Source organism: Romboutsia lituseburensis (assembly GCF_024723825.1).
Classification (GTDB): domain Bacteria; phylum Bacillota; class Clostridia; order Peptostreptococcales; family Peptostreptococcaceae; genus Romboutsia_F; species Romboutsia_F lituseburensis_A.
Map to the genome: position 1 here is coordinate 3168208 of NZ_JANQBQ010000001.1, position 15659 is coordinate 3183866.

Here is a 15659-nt window from a genome sequence, read left to right on the forward strand (position 1 = left end):
ATATGTCTAATCATACTATTGTTTGAATGGGGGAGATAAGTATTGATTATGAATCAAAGAAAGGTTAATAGCAATAAAGAGATATTAAGTTTAATCTCAACATTTTTAGTATCTATATTGCTATTGATATTAATAAATGACACTAAAAAATACGTAGTTTTTGTACATAGCATATATGCCACCTTTTTAATAGCTATGGGAATAATTGTTTTGAATACAATTAAGTTTAATGTAAATAAGTTTTCTATTTTTTTAGGAAGTGTTTTTGCAGTAACAGGTATATTGGAAATAATATTTGTATTTATGTGCTTAAATTACTTAAAATCATCAAGTTATGATTATAATTTATTTACTTTTATATCTATTATAATGGATTTATTACCTGTTTTAGGTATATATATGAGCTTAAATTATTTGCACCAAGATAAGTTTAGATATGAAAAGTTAACACTAAATATTATAAGTTTTATGTTGATTTCTTTAATTGCGACTATTACTTTTAATTGGAATGTAAATCAAAATAGAGAATTTAATTATAAACAAGCTATAATGATTATGGAAAATATATTTACTATATTTACAATTATTATTGTAATATTTATAAACAAGAGATTAAAAATTACAGAAGCTAAGTTAGATGAATTTGAAAAAGGTTTTTTTAAAAAAATAACAATAATAATTGTTTTAGCTAGAATACCTTCAGTTCTTCATATATTTTTAAATGATTTGTATTTTAAAGATATTTTAAAACAAATAATAACAAACTTTGAAATTTATTATTTATATCAATATATAGTACATACAAATGTTAAAAAACCATACAAAAAACTTAATATCATAAATAATGAACTTATTCAAAAATCAGAATCATTAAATATTAAAAATAAAAAATTAATAGAAGAAACAAAAAAAATTCAGGATTTAAAAAATATGTTAAGTAGCAAAGAAGCTAAATTAAAATCGACTTTAGATACTTCTGTAAATTGTATAATAGTATTTAATGATAAAAAAGAAATAACATATGCAAATAAAATGTTTTTGAATACATTTAAAACTAGCAATAATACTGAATATTATGATATTGACAAAAATATAAAGCCGTTAATAAGAGATTACAATAAATTTATAAATAATATTGATTATGCATTTTATAAAAATGAAAGCATTGAAGAAATTACATATACAATAACAAATAAAATATACCAAACTATATTCGCTCCATTAAATATAAATGGAAAGATACAAGGAACTTTATGCATAATGATAGATAAAACAAAGAAAAAAGAATTTGAAGAAAAGATAGTTGATATAAACACTCGATATGAAAGATTTTTAGAAAGTATTGGAGATGGAATTGTTGTAATTCAAAATGGACAAAAAATTTATGCTAATAAAGCATGTAAAGATATCTTTAAAGATAAGCTAGACACAATAGATTTTAAGGACAATTATGAAAAAGATAATTTAGAACAATGCTACGAAATAGATGGTAAAAAAGTATATGTTGAAATGAGTTACTCTCAGTATACTAAAAATAATGAAAATAAAACAATAATTGTAATTAGGGATATAACAAAAAGGAAAAAAGCACAGTTAAAGTTAAAAGAAAGCCAAAAATCTTATGCCAGACTTATAGATATATTACCTGATGGTATATGTTTGTTAGATAATAATCTAAAAATAGATTATGCCAATAAATCATTAATAAACATGGTTAATGTATCAAATATGTCAGAACTTAAAAACTTAAATATAAAAAAGTTAATCAATTTAACTTTAGATGAAGAATCTAAATTTGAAAAAAAGATGAAAAAAGTAATAAATGAGAATAGATATATGTTACTTTTAGAACACGAAATAAAGTCTTATAATGGTGAAAATATACAAGTTGAAGTAAATGCATTACCATTTTCAATTGATGACCATAAAAATATAATGCTTATAATAAAGGATTTAACTCACAAAAAAACATCAGAAATGGCAGAAAAAGAATTACTTGATAGACTAAAAACGGATAAAATAAAAACTGAATTTTTTGCTAATATGTCTCATGAATTAAAGACTCCTCTAAATGTTATTTCAAGCTCTAATCAATTGATAGACTCTTTATATAAAAATAGTAAGATAGAAGATTATAATGATAATATGAAATCTCATATTGAGTTAGTTAGACAAAGTGCATATAGGCTACAAAGATTAATTAGTAATATAATAGATTTAACAAAAATGGAATCTGGATTCTATAATTTAAAATTAGCAAATCAGAATATTGTAAATGTTATAGAAGATTTATTTGTAATTGTTGAAAAGTATACAAGTAAAAAGGATATAAGTTTAGTATTTGATACAGATAATGAAGAAATAAATATAAATATAGATAAAGTTGAAATAGAGAGGATAATATTAAATTTATTATCTAATTGCATTAAATTTACAAATAACGGAGGAAGCATTTTTGTAAATATTTATGATGGAATAGATATAGTTACAATAAGCGTAAAAGATAATGGAGTAGGAATACCAAAAAATAAAATTGATATAATATTTGAGGAATTTGCACAAGTTGATAAAACTCTATCAAGAAATACGGAAGGTAGTGGAATAGGGCTCACTATAGTTAAAAATTTAGTAGAACTTCATCAAGGAGACATAAAAGTTAATAGTAAAGAGAATGTAGGCACAGAGTTTATAATAACTATTCCAAAGACAAATTTAACTAAAGAAGACTACAAAGAAGATAAAAGAATTTACAATATAGAAGAAAAGGTAAAAATAGAATTTTCAGATATATATTATTAAAATTAGGAGAGTTATGATGAATAGTGAGTATTTAAAGAATTATAATACATCAAGATTAGAATATGTATTTTATTGTGTAAGTCTTTTAATACTATTAGCAATAAGCCGGATAGATACAAGTTCTTATGAATTTATAATAATCATTATAAGAAGTGCATTAAGCCTTCTTATAGTGATTTTAATGAAAAATAATGTAGCGGATAAAAATAAATTTATCAGACTTATGGGAATTGGGTATGTAATATCTAATATAGTGGATATACTGGGGATTATATTTATAAATCAACATTATAATATATCTGAAATTAGTCTCTTATCTAGCTCATTAGAAACAATGATATTTTTATTAGTTATAAAAGGATTAACAAAGAAATATATATGCAATATTTACAGTTTGAAAAAAGCTATTAAATTTCTATGTATTTTCATAGCTTTAGCATTAATCATAATAATTAGTTATTATTATGATAATTCAAATATTATTACAATACCTAATTTAGCTATAATTTATTTTTTGAACTTAATAACTTTAACATTAGGATATAACTTAATAAATAAATATAAGAAATATCATAATGTAAATAATTTTGATTTGATAAATAAATTGCTAATAGTAAAAATATTATTTTTTGTAATAGGATTTGTAATAACTATAATTAATAAAAAATTAAAATTTATAAATATAACGCTAGATATATTAAGTGTAATTCAAATCTTTTTAGTTTATAAATTAGTGATACAAAATGCCTTAATTAATCCATATATAAAAATTAAGACTGTAAATGAGAAGATAATAAAAAGTACTAAAAATCAAGAACAGATTAACTTGTTATTAGAAAAAATAAATTACATAGAAGATAAGATAGAAGAAAAACTTATATACAAAGATGAGTTTTTTAAATCGATAATATCATCGACACCAAATGGATGGTTCATATTTGATAAAGATTTAAATTTAATATATTGTAATGAATCATTTAGAAAAATCATTAACTGTCAGAATAATGATGTATTAGGTTCAATACAAAAAAATATAATTGATTATGATAAGTTTAAAAACAATATATTAAAAGCACAAAATAAAAAGATAAAAATCGAAGATTCAATAAGGACCAGTGATAATAAAATTTATAAATGTATTTATATGTCCTATAAAAATGATAACGAATGTATTTGCTTTATGTTTGAAATAACTAAAGAAGTTAATATTTTAGATAATCTTATAAATTTAAAGCAAGAATATGAAGATTTAATTAGAAATATAAAAACGCCTGTTTTTATATGTGATGGATATAACAACATAGTTAATTTTAGCAAATCTTATGAATTAACATTTGATAAATACAAAACATATATCAGTGAAGATAATAAAAAATTAAATGTAGATGGTTATTTTAAAATAATTCATCCTGACGATAAAGAAATTGTAAGATATGTTTACAAGGTAAATCAAGAAGCAAAATCTAATAATGAATTGTATAATAATGGTGTGTTTAGATTTAGAATAATAGATAAAATAAAAGAAGTTATATGGCTAGAGTCAAAGACAACAATATATTACGAAGGGGAAACAAAATATAAAATACAAAGTTATGTTGACATAAGTGAGTATATAGAAAGTAAAAAGAATCTAGAAAGAAACCAAGATATGTACAAAGGGGTTCTTGATAGCATTCCAGAAGGTATATATTTAGAAGATATAGATAATGAAGAATATATATTTGTAAATGAAAAGTTTAAAGAAATATTTAGTTATAGGCTAAAAGATATAAATAAAAAAATATATAAAAATGAAGCTATGAAAGTGCATCCAGAATATAGCCACGTTTTATATAAAGGAATAGAAAATGTAAAGCATGATAAAATATCTGATTTTGACGATATTAAATACATTGATAATAATAGCAAGGTTATAGATGCTAAGGTAGGTAGTGTACCATTTAAAATAAATAATAATATATTTAAATTAAGTATTATAAAAACCATGGAAGATATTAAAAAAATAGAAGAATTAAAAAAGAAAATAATTGAAAGAGATAAACATGATAAAATGAAAATGGAGTTTTTTGTAAATATGTCCCATGAGTTAAAAACTCCATTGAATTTAATTTTTACAAGTACTCAATTAATAGAAAGTCTTTATAATAAAAATAAATTGAGTGGGAATAGTATAAGAAATCATGTAAACTTAACAAAGCAAAATAGTTATAGATTGCTAAAGATAATAAATGACTTAATTGAATTTACTAGAATGGAAACTGGATTTTATCATGTTAACTTAATTAATAAAGACGTTGTTTTAGTCATAGAAGATATTGTAATGTCAGTTGTAGATTATGCAAAATCAAAAGGAGTTCAAATTATATTTGATACAGATATTGAAGAACTTGTTATGGCTATAGATGTAAATGCTTTAGAAATAATAGTTTTAAATTTATTATCTAATGCTATAAAGTTTACAGATAAAGATGGATATATATATGTGAATATGATATATAAAGAACAGGAAAATAAAATTGATATAAGAATACAGGATACAGGAATAGGGATAGAAGAAGATAAGTTGAATCTTATATTTAAGAGGTTTAATGATGTTAATAAAGGATTTGTAGGAAATATAAATGGAAGTGGTATAGGATTATCTATGATAAAATCACTATCTAATTTAATTAATGCTAAGATAAGCGCTGAAAGTGAATATGGAAAAGGTAGCGTTTTTACAATATCTTTAAATATAACACATAAAAAAGAAGAACATACAAATTGTAATTATGAACATAAAAAAAATGAGCCTTTAAATGTAGAAAGATTAGTTGTCGGAATGGAAGATATATATAGTGTATAAAATACAAGTTATGAAAGGATAATATTATTAATATAGGTGATTTTATGATTAAATTTGATAATGATTGGGATGAACTATTAAAAGATGAATTTAATAAAGAATATTATTTAAAGTTAAGAGATTTTTTAAAACAAGAATATAGTAAAAAAACTGTTTTTCCTAATATGCATAATATATTTGATGCTTTAAAGCATACATCGTATAAAGATACAAAAGTATTAATACTTGGACAAGATCCATATCATGGAGAAAATCAAGCTCATGGGTTAGCTTTTTCTGTACAACCAGAGGTTGCTATACCACCATCTTTGCTAAATATGTATAAAGAGCTAAATTCAGACTTGAAATGCTTTATACCAGATAATGGATACTTAATACCGTGGGCGGATCAAGGTATTTTGCTTTTAAATACAGCTTTAACAGTTAGAGCTCATGAAGCTAACTCTCATAAAGATAAAGGTTGGGAAATTTTCACTGATAAGATAATACAACTTTTAAATGATCGCAAAGACCCAGTAATATTTGTATTATGGGGAGCTAATGCTAGAAAGAAAAAAGTATTTATTGACTCTAGTAGACATTATATATTGGAAGCACCTCATCCAAGTCCATTATCTGCGCATAGAGGTTTCTTTGGGTGTAAGCATTTTTCAAAGATAAATGAAATATTAACTAGTATAGGTAAAGTTCCAATAAATTGGCAAATACCAAATATAAAAAGCTAAGTACAATTGTACTTAGCTTTTTATATTTGGCATTATATTGATTAAAAACTTAGAAATTGAAGATAAAAGTTTAAAAATGTAACTTTTTATCAATTAAATAAATAGTATATATTAAGTATGAGGAGGTATATGAATGAGTATAACTAATTTAAATTCAAATAGAGTTAAACTTATGATTGAAGAAAATCAATTTGATTTAATTATAGATTTAAGAACTGAAGATAATTATGAAAAAGGACATTTACAGGGGGCTATAAATATACCTATAAATCAAATACCAGATAAGATGAATTTTTTAAATAGCTATAAAGATAAAAAAATATTATTATACTGTGGTATAGGTAGCCAAAGTAAAAGTGTTTGTAAAGTATTAGCTGTAAATGGATTTGAGTATTTATATAGTTTATATAAAGGAATTAAAGAATATAAATATAGCTTAGAATATTAAAAATAAAATTGTGCTCGAATACAATTTAATGAGCACAATTTTATTTTTTTGTCAAGTTGACATGAAGTATTAAAAAAGTTACAATCCTTTTGCAAACATCGAAATAGCGTAGAGCGAAAATAAATAAGGGAGGTGACATATGAATTTTATAAATAATAAAAAAATAAAATCCTCAGCCTTGGCCGGTATAATAGCAATAAGTTTATCAGGATTTGGATATTCATTATCAAGTAAAGAAGTCACTTTAGTTGTAAAAGGAAAAGAAAAGAATCTGAGCACTCATAAATCAAATGTCAAAAAATTGTTAGATGAGCAAGATGTTAAATATGACGGAAATGATATAGTAACTTTAGAATTAGATAGAAAGATAAAAAATGGAGATAGAATTGAGGTGATAGACGTAAGAGAACAAACTATAAGAGAAAAAAAAGAAATACCTTATGAAACAAAAATAGTAGATGATAAGAATTTATTAAAGGGGAATAGTACTGTGTCTACTGAAGGGGAAACTGGTAGGAATGAATTAGTTTATAAAATAACATACTATAATGGTAAAAAAGTAGATAAAAAATTTATTAAAGAAGAAGAAGTATCGCATCCTATAAATAAAGTAATACAAAAAGGAATAAAAGAGGAAGTAAAAGTAGCCTCATCTAGAGGTGAAACTACAAGAATGATACCAACATTGAATAGTTATGATACAACTATAAAAAATTATGATGATACATCAAAAACAGATGGAAAACAGATATCTGTTGAAGCGACTGCTTATACAGGACATAATATAACTTCCACAGGAACAAAACCTAAATGGGGGACAATAGCAGTAGATCCAACAATAATACCTTATGGAACAAAAGTTTATATTCCTCAATTTGGAAAGACATTTATAGCAGAAGATTGTGGAAGCGCTATAAAAGGAAATAAAATAGATATATATATGTACGATAAAGAAGAAGTTTATAATTGGGGTAGAAAAAATATAGAAGTATATATTGTAGAATAAAAGATATAGCCCTTGTTAATAAAGTTATTAGGGGCTATATTTAAATTTGTGTGCAAACTATATTGAAAAATTTTAATAAAAATGTTATTATAAAAATGAGCATGGGGATGGATGGGTGCTGGTGTGTCCTCTAGTCTTCAAAACTAGTATGAGGGGTTAAGAGCCTCTTAGGTGGGTTCGACTCCCACGCATTCCCGCCAATAAAAAAAGAACTCGTATGAGTTCTTTTTTGTTTTTATCTAATTATATCACTATTAGTTAAATCAAATGTATTTTTATCATAATTAAAGTCATAAACCTCTTTTTTAGTAATCTCTTTTATTTTTTCTAGAGATTCATTTTTTTCTGAAGAGAATAATTCTAGTTTATACACTGAAGTTGTTACAATACAGAGTATCTTAGGTATATCTCCTAGAACATAGTCGATAGATGAAATTTCTATTTCTTTAAAGTTATTATTATCTTTTGATATAATTCTTTCGCTATATGTGCTTTTTTTAAATATAGATGTAAATTCATCTTCTTTTTTTGAAAAGACTTCAAATATTTTTTTATCATTAAATTCAGTAGATACACTTTTGTCTGTTTGTTCAACTATTAAAAAATTATTATAAAAATGAAAATTATCCACTAAAGATAAATCATCTATTAAGTATTTAAATTTATAATTATTATTATCAATTTTATCATAAATAGCTATAAAAGAAACCTGTTCCGGTAATGATAAAGTAAATGCTATATTGCTTTTAGGTAGATTCGGAATATTTTCTGTAATTTGGATTTCAAAATAATCTGCATATTTCATAAGATTATTTTTATTAGTATCTTTTAAAATAGATGTAATTAAATTATAATTATCATTATTATGTTTAGCAGTTTGAGCATAAGATATAGGTAATAAATCAACAGTATTATATTGTTTAATGATTAAATTACCTAAAATAAGTAAGTTTATAACAAGAAGAAAACTTAATAGCTTTATAAGTTTATTCAATTTAAACCTCCTTAAAAATTAGGATTTAATAATAAAATATATTCTATTAAGTTTAAATAAATACTTTAGGAGAACATTATAAATGAAAAAAAATTTTACAATGAGAACTAGCCTTATAGTTGGTGATGAAGGTATAGAAAAATTAAAAAAATCAAATGTAATTGTATTTGGTGTTGGAGGAGTAGGCAGTTTTGCAGCAGAAGCTATAGCTAGAGCAGGAGTTGGAAATCTAACGATTGTAGATTTTGATGATGTTGATATAACAAATATTAATAGACAACTACCGGCACTTCATTCTACTGTAGGAAAGTATAAAGTAGAGGTTATGAAAGAACGAATTCTAGATATTAATCCAGATATAAATATAAAAGCGATAAGAAACGTATACAATAAAGATACGAGTGAAGAAATACTATGTGAAGACTATGATTATGTAGTGGATGCAATAGATATGGTAAGCTCAAAGATACATTTAATAGAAACTTGCAAATCAAAGGGTTTAGAAATAATAAGTTCTATGGGAATGGGAAATAAGTTAGATCCAACTAAAATAGTAGTAACAGATATACATAAAACAAGCATGTGTCCATTAGCTAAAGTAGTGAGGAAAGAACTAAAGGATAGAAGAATAAAAAAATTAAAGGTAGTTTATTCAACTGAAAAACCACTAGACTTAAAAAAGAAAATACTCAATGGTAAAAAAATAACTCCAGGTAGTACTTCTTTTGTACCATCAGTAGGAGGGTTAACAATAGCATCAGTGGTAATAAATGATTTGTTAAATAAATAAAAATACAATGCAGATTAATAATAAAATTATTATTAATCTGCATTGTTGAGTTAAATTAACATTTTTATTTATATTTTTTCTTGGTGTATATTATTTCTCCGTTACTATAAAATACTATGTCTCCTGATAAATCTGTTCTATATGTTGTGACATTATGGTCTTTTAAATTTTTTAACGTAGCGTTATGAGGATGGCCATATTGATTCTTATACCCGCATGAAATAACAGCTACATCAGGTGTTGTTTCATCTAGAAATTCTGAAGTTGTAGAAGATTTACTTCCATGATGACCAACTTTCAAAAAATCTATATCTTCAAGATTAAATGAATTAATAATATCAGATTCATTACTACTCTCAGCATCTCCTGTAAATAAAAATGATTTATTTTTGAAACTCAATTTAAACACTATTGAATTTAAGTTATTATCATCCTGTATATAAGACGGACTTAAAACAAATAGATTTATATAGTTGTCTATCGAAAAGTTATCACCTTTGTATAAATAATTTAAAGGAACATTTTTTTGATTGCATGCAGATATTAAATCATTATAACTATTTGAGGTAATCGTTTGTTCTGGAAGATATAATCCTTTAACATTGAATTTATTTACGACAGCATCTAATCCGCCTATATGGTCTGAATCTGGGTGTGTAGCTATTAAAAAATCTATTATTTTTACTTTTTGTTTTTTTAAATAACTTTTAACTATATGTTCACTTTCGTTAGTACCACCATCTATTAATAATGTTTTTGAATTAGGTGTTTTAATTAATATGCTATCGCCTTGACCTACATCTATAATATGAACCTCTAATAGGGAATTTTTGCCACAGCCAGATAAAAGTGTTATTATAATAAGTATTATATAAAAAAATTTCTTTCTTATAAAAAATCACTCCATTCATAAAATGTTTATATAAATACAATATGGGTAAAATAATTTAATACAAATTTCATATTTTAGATTTTATACAAGTTCTAAGAATTAAATTCAAAAAAATAAAATAAATAGATAAGAAATGAAAAATAATATAACAAAGCAAAAAGAAATTTCGGGAGGAATTATGATTTTTAAAGAGATTAATATAGATTCAAAAAAGGAACTAGACCCATATTTTGAAATGGTCGATTATGAAGCATGCGAGTATTGCTTTAGTACTCTTTATATGTGGCAACATGTATATAAGACAGGATATTATATAGGTGATGATTTTGCAGTAATAGTTGGTGAATATGAAGGTGATAGTTTTTCTATATTACCATTAGCGACTCGAGAAAATTTATCTAAAGTAATCGATTTTGTTATAGATTACTTTAAAAAATCAAATAAAAAGATATATCTAAGAGGAATAACATCAGAGGTAGTAGAACTTTTAAGAGAAAAATATCCTAATAAATTTGAATATATAGAAGAGCGAGATTTATTTGATTATATATATGATGCAGAAGGTTTAAGATCGTTAGCAGGTAGAAAAAATCAAAAGAAAAGAAATCATATAAATTATTTTATAAAAGAATATGAGGGAAGATTTGAATATAAGCTTTTAGATAAATCAAACTTTAATGAATGCTTAGATCTAATGAAAGAGTGGACTAGCAACAAAGAAGAAAATGATGAATTTGATGAAGGTATGGATGATGAACTTTCAGGAATAAAAAAAATATTTAATGATTTCAAAATATTAAAAGATAAAGTTAAAATAGCTGGTATATATATAGATAATAAGTTAGAAGCATTTACTATAGGGGAACTTTTAAATGATAATATGGCTTTAGTACACATAGAAAAAGCAAATCCAAATATAAGAGGATTATATCCTTATATAAATCAACAGTTTATTGTTAACGAATTTAAAAATGTAGAGTTTGTAAATAGAGAAGAAGATTTAGGTATTGAAGGTTTAAGAAAAGCAAAACTTTCATACCATCCGTGTAGATTTGTTGAAAAATACACTGTTAGGGAGGGATAATATGAAGATAAGACACGCTAAAGAAGATGAATTAAATGATATAAAAAATATATGGAATTACTGTTTTAATGACGGCGAAAATTTTGTAGATTATTATTTTAAGAATAAATATAAAAGACATAATACTATTGTAGTTGAGGATGAAGGAGAAGTAGTATCTTCCCTTCAACTTAATCAATATAAAATAAATCTAAATAATAAAATCTATAATACTTCTTATGTTGTAGGTGTATCGACACTACCTCAAGTTAGAGGGCGTGGTTATATGAAAAATATAATGAAATTTATGTTAAAAGAATTATATAAAAGAAATCAATTAGTTTCGATATTAATGCCTATTGATTATAGGTTATACCGAAAATATGGATATGAGCACTGTTACGATCAAATAGAATATAATATAAATATAGAGGATTTAGGTAACTATAAAATAAATGGTAGATTATATAAGGCAAATCAATTTAATATAAATGAGTTAGTGGATATAAGTAGAAAATTTTTAAAAGATATAAACGGAAATGTAGAAAGAGATGAGAAGTTTTATCTAAATTTATTAAATGAAATAAAAAGTGAGAATGGTCATATATATATACATGAAAATAATGGTAGTGAAGGTTATATAATATATTTTTTAGATGGCGAAACTATGTTTGTTAGGGAAATATATTACAAAAATATGGATTCCTTAAAGTCTATGTTAAAGTTTATCTACAACCATAATACTCAATGTAAAAAGGTTAAAATATCAGCTCCTATAAATGATAAAATAAAATTTGTATTAGATAATCCAAGAACGTGTGAAATAAAGGTTAAACCATTTATGATGGGTAGAATAATAAATTTAAAAGATTATTTAGAGAGTCTGACTATAAAAAATAATGTAGAAGGAAGCTTAAATATATTAGTAAAAGATAACTATATAGAACAGAATAATGGAGTGTTTAAAATACAAATAAAAAATAATAGACTATTCGTAGAGAAAGTAAATGAAAAATATAACGTTGCATTTAATATAAATACACTGACTCAATTAGCTTTTTCATATATTGATATAGATGAATCTATATTATTAAATGATTTAAAAATAAGTAAAAGAGATATAAATTTATTAAATTGTATATTTAAAAAGAAAAGTAACTATATAAATGAATATGTTTAAGAAGAGACACCTTTGTGTCTTTTTTTTGTTTTAAAAATTAATATATTGATGATAATTAAAAATAAAACAAGGAGTTACCAATGAGAAGACCACTTCTAATTACATTCTTAATAATTATGATAATATCATTAATATATACAAATAATAAAACACTTGATTGTAGTTACAATGACAACAAAGTAGAGATAATAGGTACTGTTGAACAGAAAAAAGAAAAGGAAAGGTATGATGAGTATAAAATTTCTGAATTTTTAGTTAGAGACTATACAAAAAGAAAAAATATTAAAGTTGGAGATGAAATAAATATAAATGGAAAATTTAAATCATTAGGTGAAATGAATGATTTTAAATTTAATTATGGAAGATATTTAAAAAGTATAGGTTGCGAAGGTTTAATTTACATAGAAAGCTATAAAATAATAGGAGAAAATATATTTTATAAAAGCTTAGATAGATTAAAAGAGTATATAAGAAGCTCAAATAGATATTTATATAAGAAAAATTCTGATTTTATTAACTCATTAGTTTTAGGAGAAAAAGATCAGTTATCACAAAATGAAAAAGATATGTTTTCTAGGACTGGAACAAGCCATATAATAGCTATATCTGGACTTCATACAGGGATATTATGTGTATTGATTTCATTTATAATAGGAGGGATTAATAAATTTTATAAATTATTAATTCTTATAACAATTATGATTATTTACTGTATTATGATAGGTAGTTCACCATCTATACTTAGAGCTATATTTTTTATAATGATATTATATATAGCTATTTTTACAGATAGGAAGAGGGATGGTATAAGTACATTATCTTTAATAGGGATTATTTTACTGATAAATAACCCATATATTTTATATAATATAAGTTTTCAATTGTCTTTTCTTGCAACATTGTCTATAATATATTTCTATGGTTATATAAATAATAGGCTAAAAATAAGTGTTATATCATTAACTTTAGCTTCAAATATTTTAACGTTGCCAATAATATATTATAATTTTAATGGAATACCAATAATATCTATTATTAGTAATATAATAATAGTACCATTTATAGGTGTTATAATATATATAAGTATTTTAAGTGTTTTTTTATTTAGAGTAAATATAACTATATCTAAATGTATAGCGTATTTTAATTGTATAATAATAAATGCTATATACTTTTTATTATGCAATTTAAGTGAATTAGATTTTGCGTATATAGAAATAGAAAATCCAAGTAAATTTTATGTAATAATTTACTATACAATAGTATTTTCATATATGATTTATAAAGAATTAAAGGTTATGAAGGAGCAGACAAATGAATTACAAGGATATTATAAATAATCTTAAAAATAGAAATTTTGAAAAGGCATATCTCTTTTATGGAAGAGAATATTATTTAATTGAAAATGCTATAAAGGTATTTAAGGAAAGTCTAAGTGAAAGTATGATTGATTTTAACCTAGATATGATAGATGGCAAGGAAACTATGCTAGACCAACTTATAAGCTCTATAGAAACTCTTCCTTTTATGGATGATAGAAAGATAGTAATAGTAAAGGATTTTGAACTATTAAAAGGAAAAAAGAAAAACTTTACTGATAGTGATGAAAAGTATCTGATAGAACATTTAAATAATATTCCTGATAGTACTGTATTAGTTTTTGTAGTATATGGAGATGTAGATAAAAGGAAAGCATTAGTAAAGAAAATCGATAAAAATGGAATAGTTTTTAACTGTGATAAATTATCAGATATGGATTTGTTTAAGTGGGTTAAAAAGAAGTTTGAGGTAAATAGTGCAGTTATAGACAATCCACAGATAATGTATTTTATAGAACAAGAAGGATATAGAGATAAAAGTAGTGAAAAAACTTTATCAGATTTAGAAAATGAAATAAATAAAATTAGCTCATTCATAGGAAAAGGAAATAAAGTAAGTAATGAAGTTATAGACAAGCTTTCTCAAAAAAAGGTAGAAAATGATATATTTAAGCTGATTGATTATATAGGTGAAAAAAATTCTTCTAATGCTATGAGAATTTTAAATGATATGATTTATGAAGGTGAATCTGTCCTAGGCATATTTGCTATGATAGCAAGACAGTTTAAAGTAGTAGTACAAGTTAGACAACTTCAAATAGAAGGGTATACATCCAAGGTTATTGCAGAAAAATTAAAAATTCATCCGTTTGTAGCGGGAAAAGCATTAAAACAGGCTAACAACTTCTCAGATGAAGTAATAATTGATATGTTAAATTATATATTAGAAAGTGATTATAAGATAAAAAATGGATTAGTTAGAGATACTTTAGCTATAGAGATATTAGTAAGTAAATATTGTCAAAGAAATATAAGTTAAAAGCCTTAGGTAGAAAAATCTATCTAAGGCTTTTGTTATGTTATGTTTTACATTTGAGAAATAATAAAGTAAAAAACCCTTGATTAAGAATCAAGGGTTAATATCTATAAGCTTAAACGGGTAATTAAGCGTTCATTCCGTTTAACTTTTGAGCTAATTTAGCAACTTTTCTAGCTGCAGCATTCTTGTGTATAGTTCCTTTAGAAGCAACTTGTTGTAATTTCTTTTGAGCAAATTGGAACTTAGCAACAGCTTCTTCTCTGTTTCCTGCAGTAACAGCTTCTTCGAATCTTCTTATTGCAGTTTTAACTTGAGATTTTCTAGCTCTATTTAAAGCAGTTTTCTTTTCGATAACTCTTATTCTTTTCTTAGCTGATTTTATGTTTGCCACCGTGTTCACCCCCTCGTGTGCGTTTTTATTATATTCATCGTCAACATATTAGATTTTAACAGAAATAAATCTAAAAATCAAGGATAATTATTTATAAGTTTTTATATAATATCTTTTTGTTTTGACTTTTTAGATTATAACCTATATAAAAATAATTTACAACATCCA

The 15659-nt window shown here is 23.8% G+C and carries 13 protein-coding genes and 1 tRNA gene; 11 read left to right on the forward strand and 3 right to left on the reverse strand.

What is annotated here, in order from left to right:
* Window positions 1-48 precede the first annotated feature (48 nt).
* The 6 genes from NWE74_RS15330 (at window position 49) to NWE74_RS15355 (ending at window position 8023) form a co-directional block, all read left to right on the forward strand.
* Window positions 49-2799 (forward strand): PAS domain-containing sensor histidine kinase, encoded by a 2751-nt coding sequence (locus NWE74_RS15330; protein WP_258243841.1) that lies wholly within the window; start codon window positions 49-51, stop codon window positions 2797-2799.
* 16 nt (window positions 2800-2815) lie between these two features.
* Window positions 2816-5644: an ATP-binding protein gene (locus NWE74_RS15335; RefSeq protein ID WP_258243842.1), complete on the forward strand. Its 2829-nt coding sequence runs from the start codon at window positions 2816-2818 to the stop codon at window positions 5642-5644.
* A gap of 44 nt (window positions 5645-5688) precedes the next feature.
* Window positions 5689-6369, forward strand: a complete 681-nt coding sequence (locus NWE74_RS15340; protein WP_258243843.1) for a uracil-DNA glycosylase — start codon at window positions 5689-5691, stop codon at window positions 6367-6369.
* Window positions 6370-6502: 133 nt separating this feature from the next.
* On the forward strand, window positions 6503-6817 hold the full coding sequence (locus NWE74_RS15345) for a rhodanese-like domain-containing protein (RefSeq protein WP_258243844.1): 315 nt from the start codon (window positions 6503-6505) through the stop codon (window positions 6815-6817).
* A 139-nt stretch (window positions 6818-6956) separates the two neighbouring features.
* Complete coding sequence (locus NWE74_RS15350) at window positions 6957-7823, forward strand: 3D domain-containing protein (RefSeq protein WP_258243845.1); 867 nt, start codon at window positions 6957-6959, stop codon at window positions 7821-7823.
* Window positions 7824-7926: 103 nt separating this feature from the next.
* Window positions 7927-8023 (forward strand) — tRNA-Sec (locus tag NWE74_RS15355).
* A 35-nt stretch (window positions 8024-8058) separates the two neighbouring features.
* Here the strand turns inward: NWE74_RS15355 and NWE74_RS15360 are convergent.
* Window positions 8059-8817, reverse strand: a complete 759-nt coding sequence (locus NWE74_RS15360) for a hypothetical protein (RefSeq protein ID WP_258243846.1) — start codon at window positions 8815-8817, stop codon at window positions 8059-8061.
* 82 nt (window positions 8818-8899) lie between these two features.
* Here NWE74_RS15360 and NWE74_RS15365 point away from each other — a divergent pair, with 82 nt between their 5' ends.
* Window positions 8900-9607 (forward strand): tRNA threonylcarbamoyladenosine dehydratase, encoded by a 708-nt coding sequence (locus NWE74_RS15365; protein ID WP_258243847.1) that lies wholly within the window; start codon window positions 8900-8902, stop codon window positions 9605-9607.
* 64 nt (window positions 9608-9671) lie between these two features.
* Here the strand turns inward: NWE74_RS15365 and NWE74_RS15370 are convergent, their stop codons facing one another.
* Window positions 9672-10499 (reverse strand): ComEC/Rec2 family competence protein, encoded by an 828-nt coding sequence (locus NWE74_RS15370; RefSeq protein WP_258244480.1) that lies wholly within the window; start codon window positions 10497-10499, stop codon window positions 9672-9674.
* A gap of 178 nt (window positions 10500-10677) precedes the next feature.
* Between NWE74_RS15370 and NWE74_RS15375 the strand changes: the two genes are divergently transcribed.
* From NWE74_RS15375 to holA, 4 genes are all read left to right on the forward strand, one after another.
* Window positions 10678-11583: a DUF2156 domain-containing protein gene (locus NWE74_RS15375; RefSeq protein WP_258243848.1), complete on the forward strand. Its 906-nt coding sequence runs from the start codon at window positions 10678-10680 to the stop codon at window positions 11581-11583.
* A 1-nt stretch (window position 11584) separates the two neighbouring features.
* Entirely contained in the window at window positions 11585-12742 is a 1158-nt protein-coding gene (locus tag NWE74_RS15380; RefSeq protein WP_258243849.1) for a GNAT family N-acetyltransferase, read from the forward strand.
* An 80-nt stretch (window positions 12743-12822) separates the two neighbouring features.
* Window positions 12823-14082 (forward strand): ComEC/Rec2 family competence protein, encoded by a 1260-nt coding sequence (locus tag NWE74_RS15385; RefSeq protein ID WP_258243850.1) that lies wholly within the window; start codon window positions 12823-12825, stop codon window positions 14080-14082.
* Window positions 14057-15100, forward strand: a complete 1044-nt coding sequence (gene holA, locus NWE74_RS15390; RefSeq protein ID WP_258243851.1) for a DNA polymerase III subunit delta — start codon at window positions 14057-14059, stop codon at window positions 15098-15100. Before NWE74_RS15385 ends, holA begins: the two co-directional genes overlap by 26 nt.
* A 124-nt stretch (window positions 15101-15224) precedes the next feature.
* Here holA and rpsT read toward each other — a convergent pair whose 3' ends face one another.
* The gene (gene rpsT / locus NWE74_RS15395; protein ID WP_092725469.1) at window positions 15225-15491 is read right to left on the reverse strand and encodes a 30S ribosomal protein S20; all 267 of its coding nucleotides are present in this window, start codon (window positions 15489-15491) and stop codon (window positions 15225-15227) included.
* Window positions 15492-15659 lie beyond the last annotated feature (168 nt).

Excerpts from the sequence above, each read along its gene's own strand:
- NWE74_RS15330 (WP_258243841.1), top strand. The coding sequence starts at position 49 with ATGAATCAAAGAAAGGTTAATAGCAATAAAGAGATATTAAGTTTAATC.
- NWE74_RS15335 (WP_258243842.1), top strand. The coding sequence starts at position 2,816 with ATGAATAGTGAGTATTTAAAGAATTATAATACATCAAGATTAGAATAT.
- NWE74_RS15340 (WP_258243843.1), top strand. The coding sequence starts at position 5,689 with ATGATTAAATTTGATAATGATTGGGATGAACTATTAAAAGATGAATTT.
- NWE74_RS15345 (WP_258243844.1), top strand. The coding sequence starts at position 6,503 with ATGAGTATAACTAATTTAAATTCAAATAGAGTTAAACTTATGATTGAA.
- NWE74_RS15350 (WP_258243845.1), top strand. The coding sequence starts at position 6,957 with ATGAATTTTATAAATAATAAAAAAATAAAATCCTCAGCCTTGGCCGGT.
- NWE74_RS15365 (WP_258243847.1), top strand. The coding sequence starts at position 8,900 with ATGAAAAAAAATTTTACAATGAGAACTAGCCTTATAGTTGGTGATGAA.
- NWE74_RS15375 (WP_258243848.1), top strand. The coding sequence starts at position 10,678 with ATGATTTTTAAAGAGATTAATATAGATTCAAAAAAGGAACTAGACCCA.
- NWE74_RS15380 (WP_258243849.1), top strand. The coding sequence starts at position 11,585 with ATGAAGATAAGACACGCTAAAGAAGATGAATTAAATGATATAAAAAAT.
- NWE74_RS15385 (WP_258243850.1), top strand. The coding sequence starts at position 12,823 with ATGAGAAGACCACTTCTAATTACATTCTTAATAATTATGATAATATCA.
- holA (WP_258243851.1), top strand. The coding sequence starts at position 14,057 with ATGAATTACAAGGATATTATAAATAATCTTAAAAATAGAAATTTTGAA.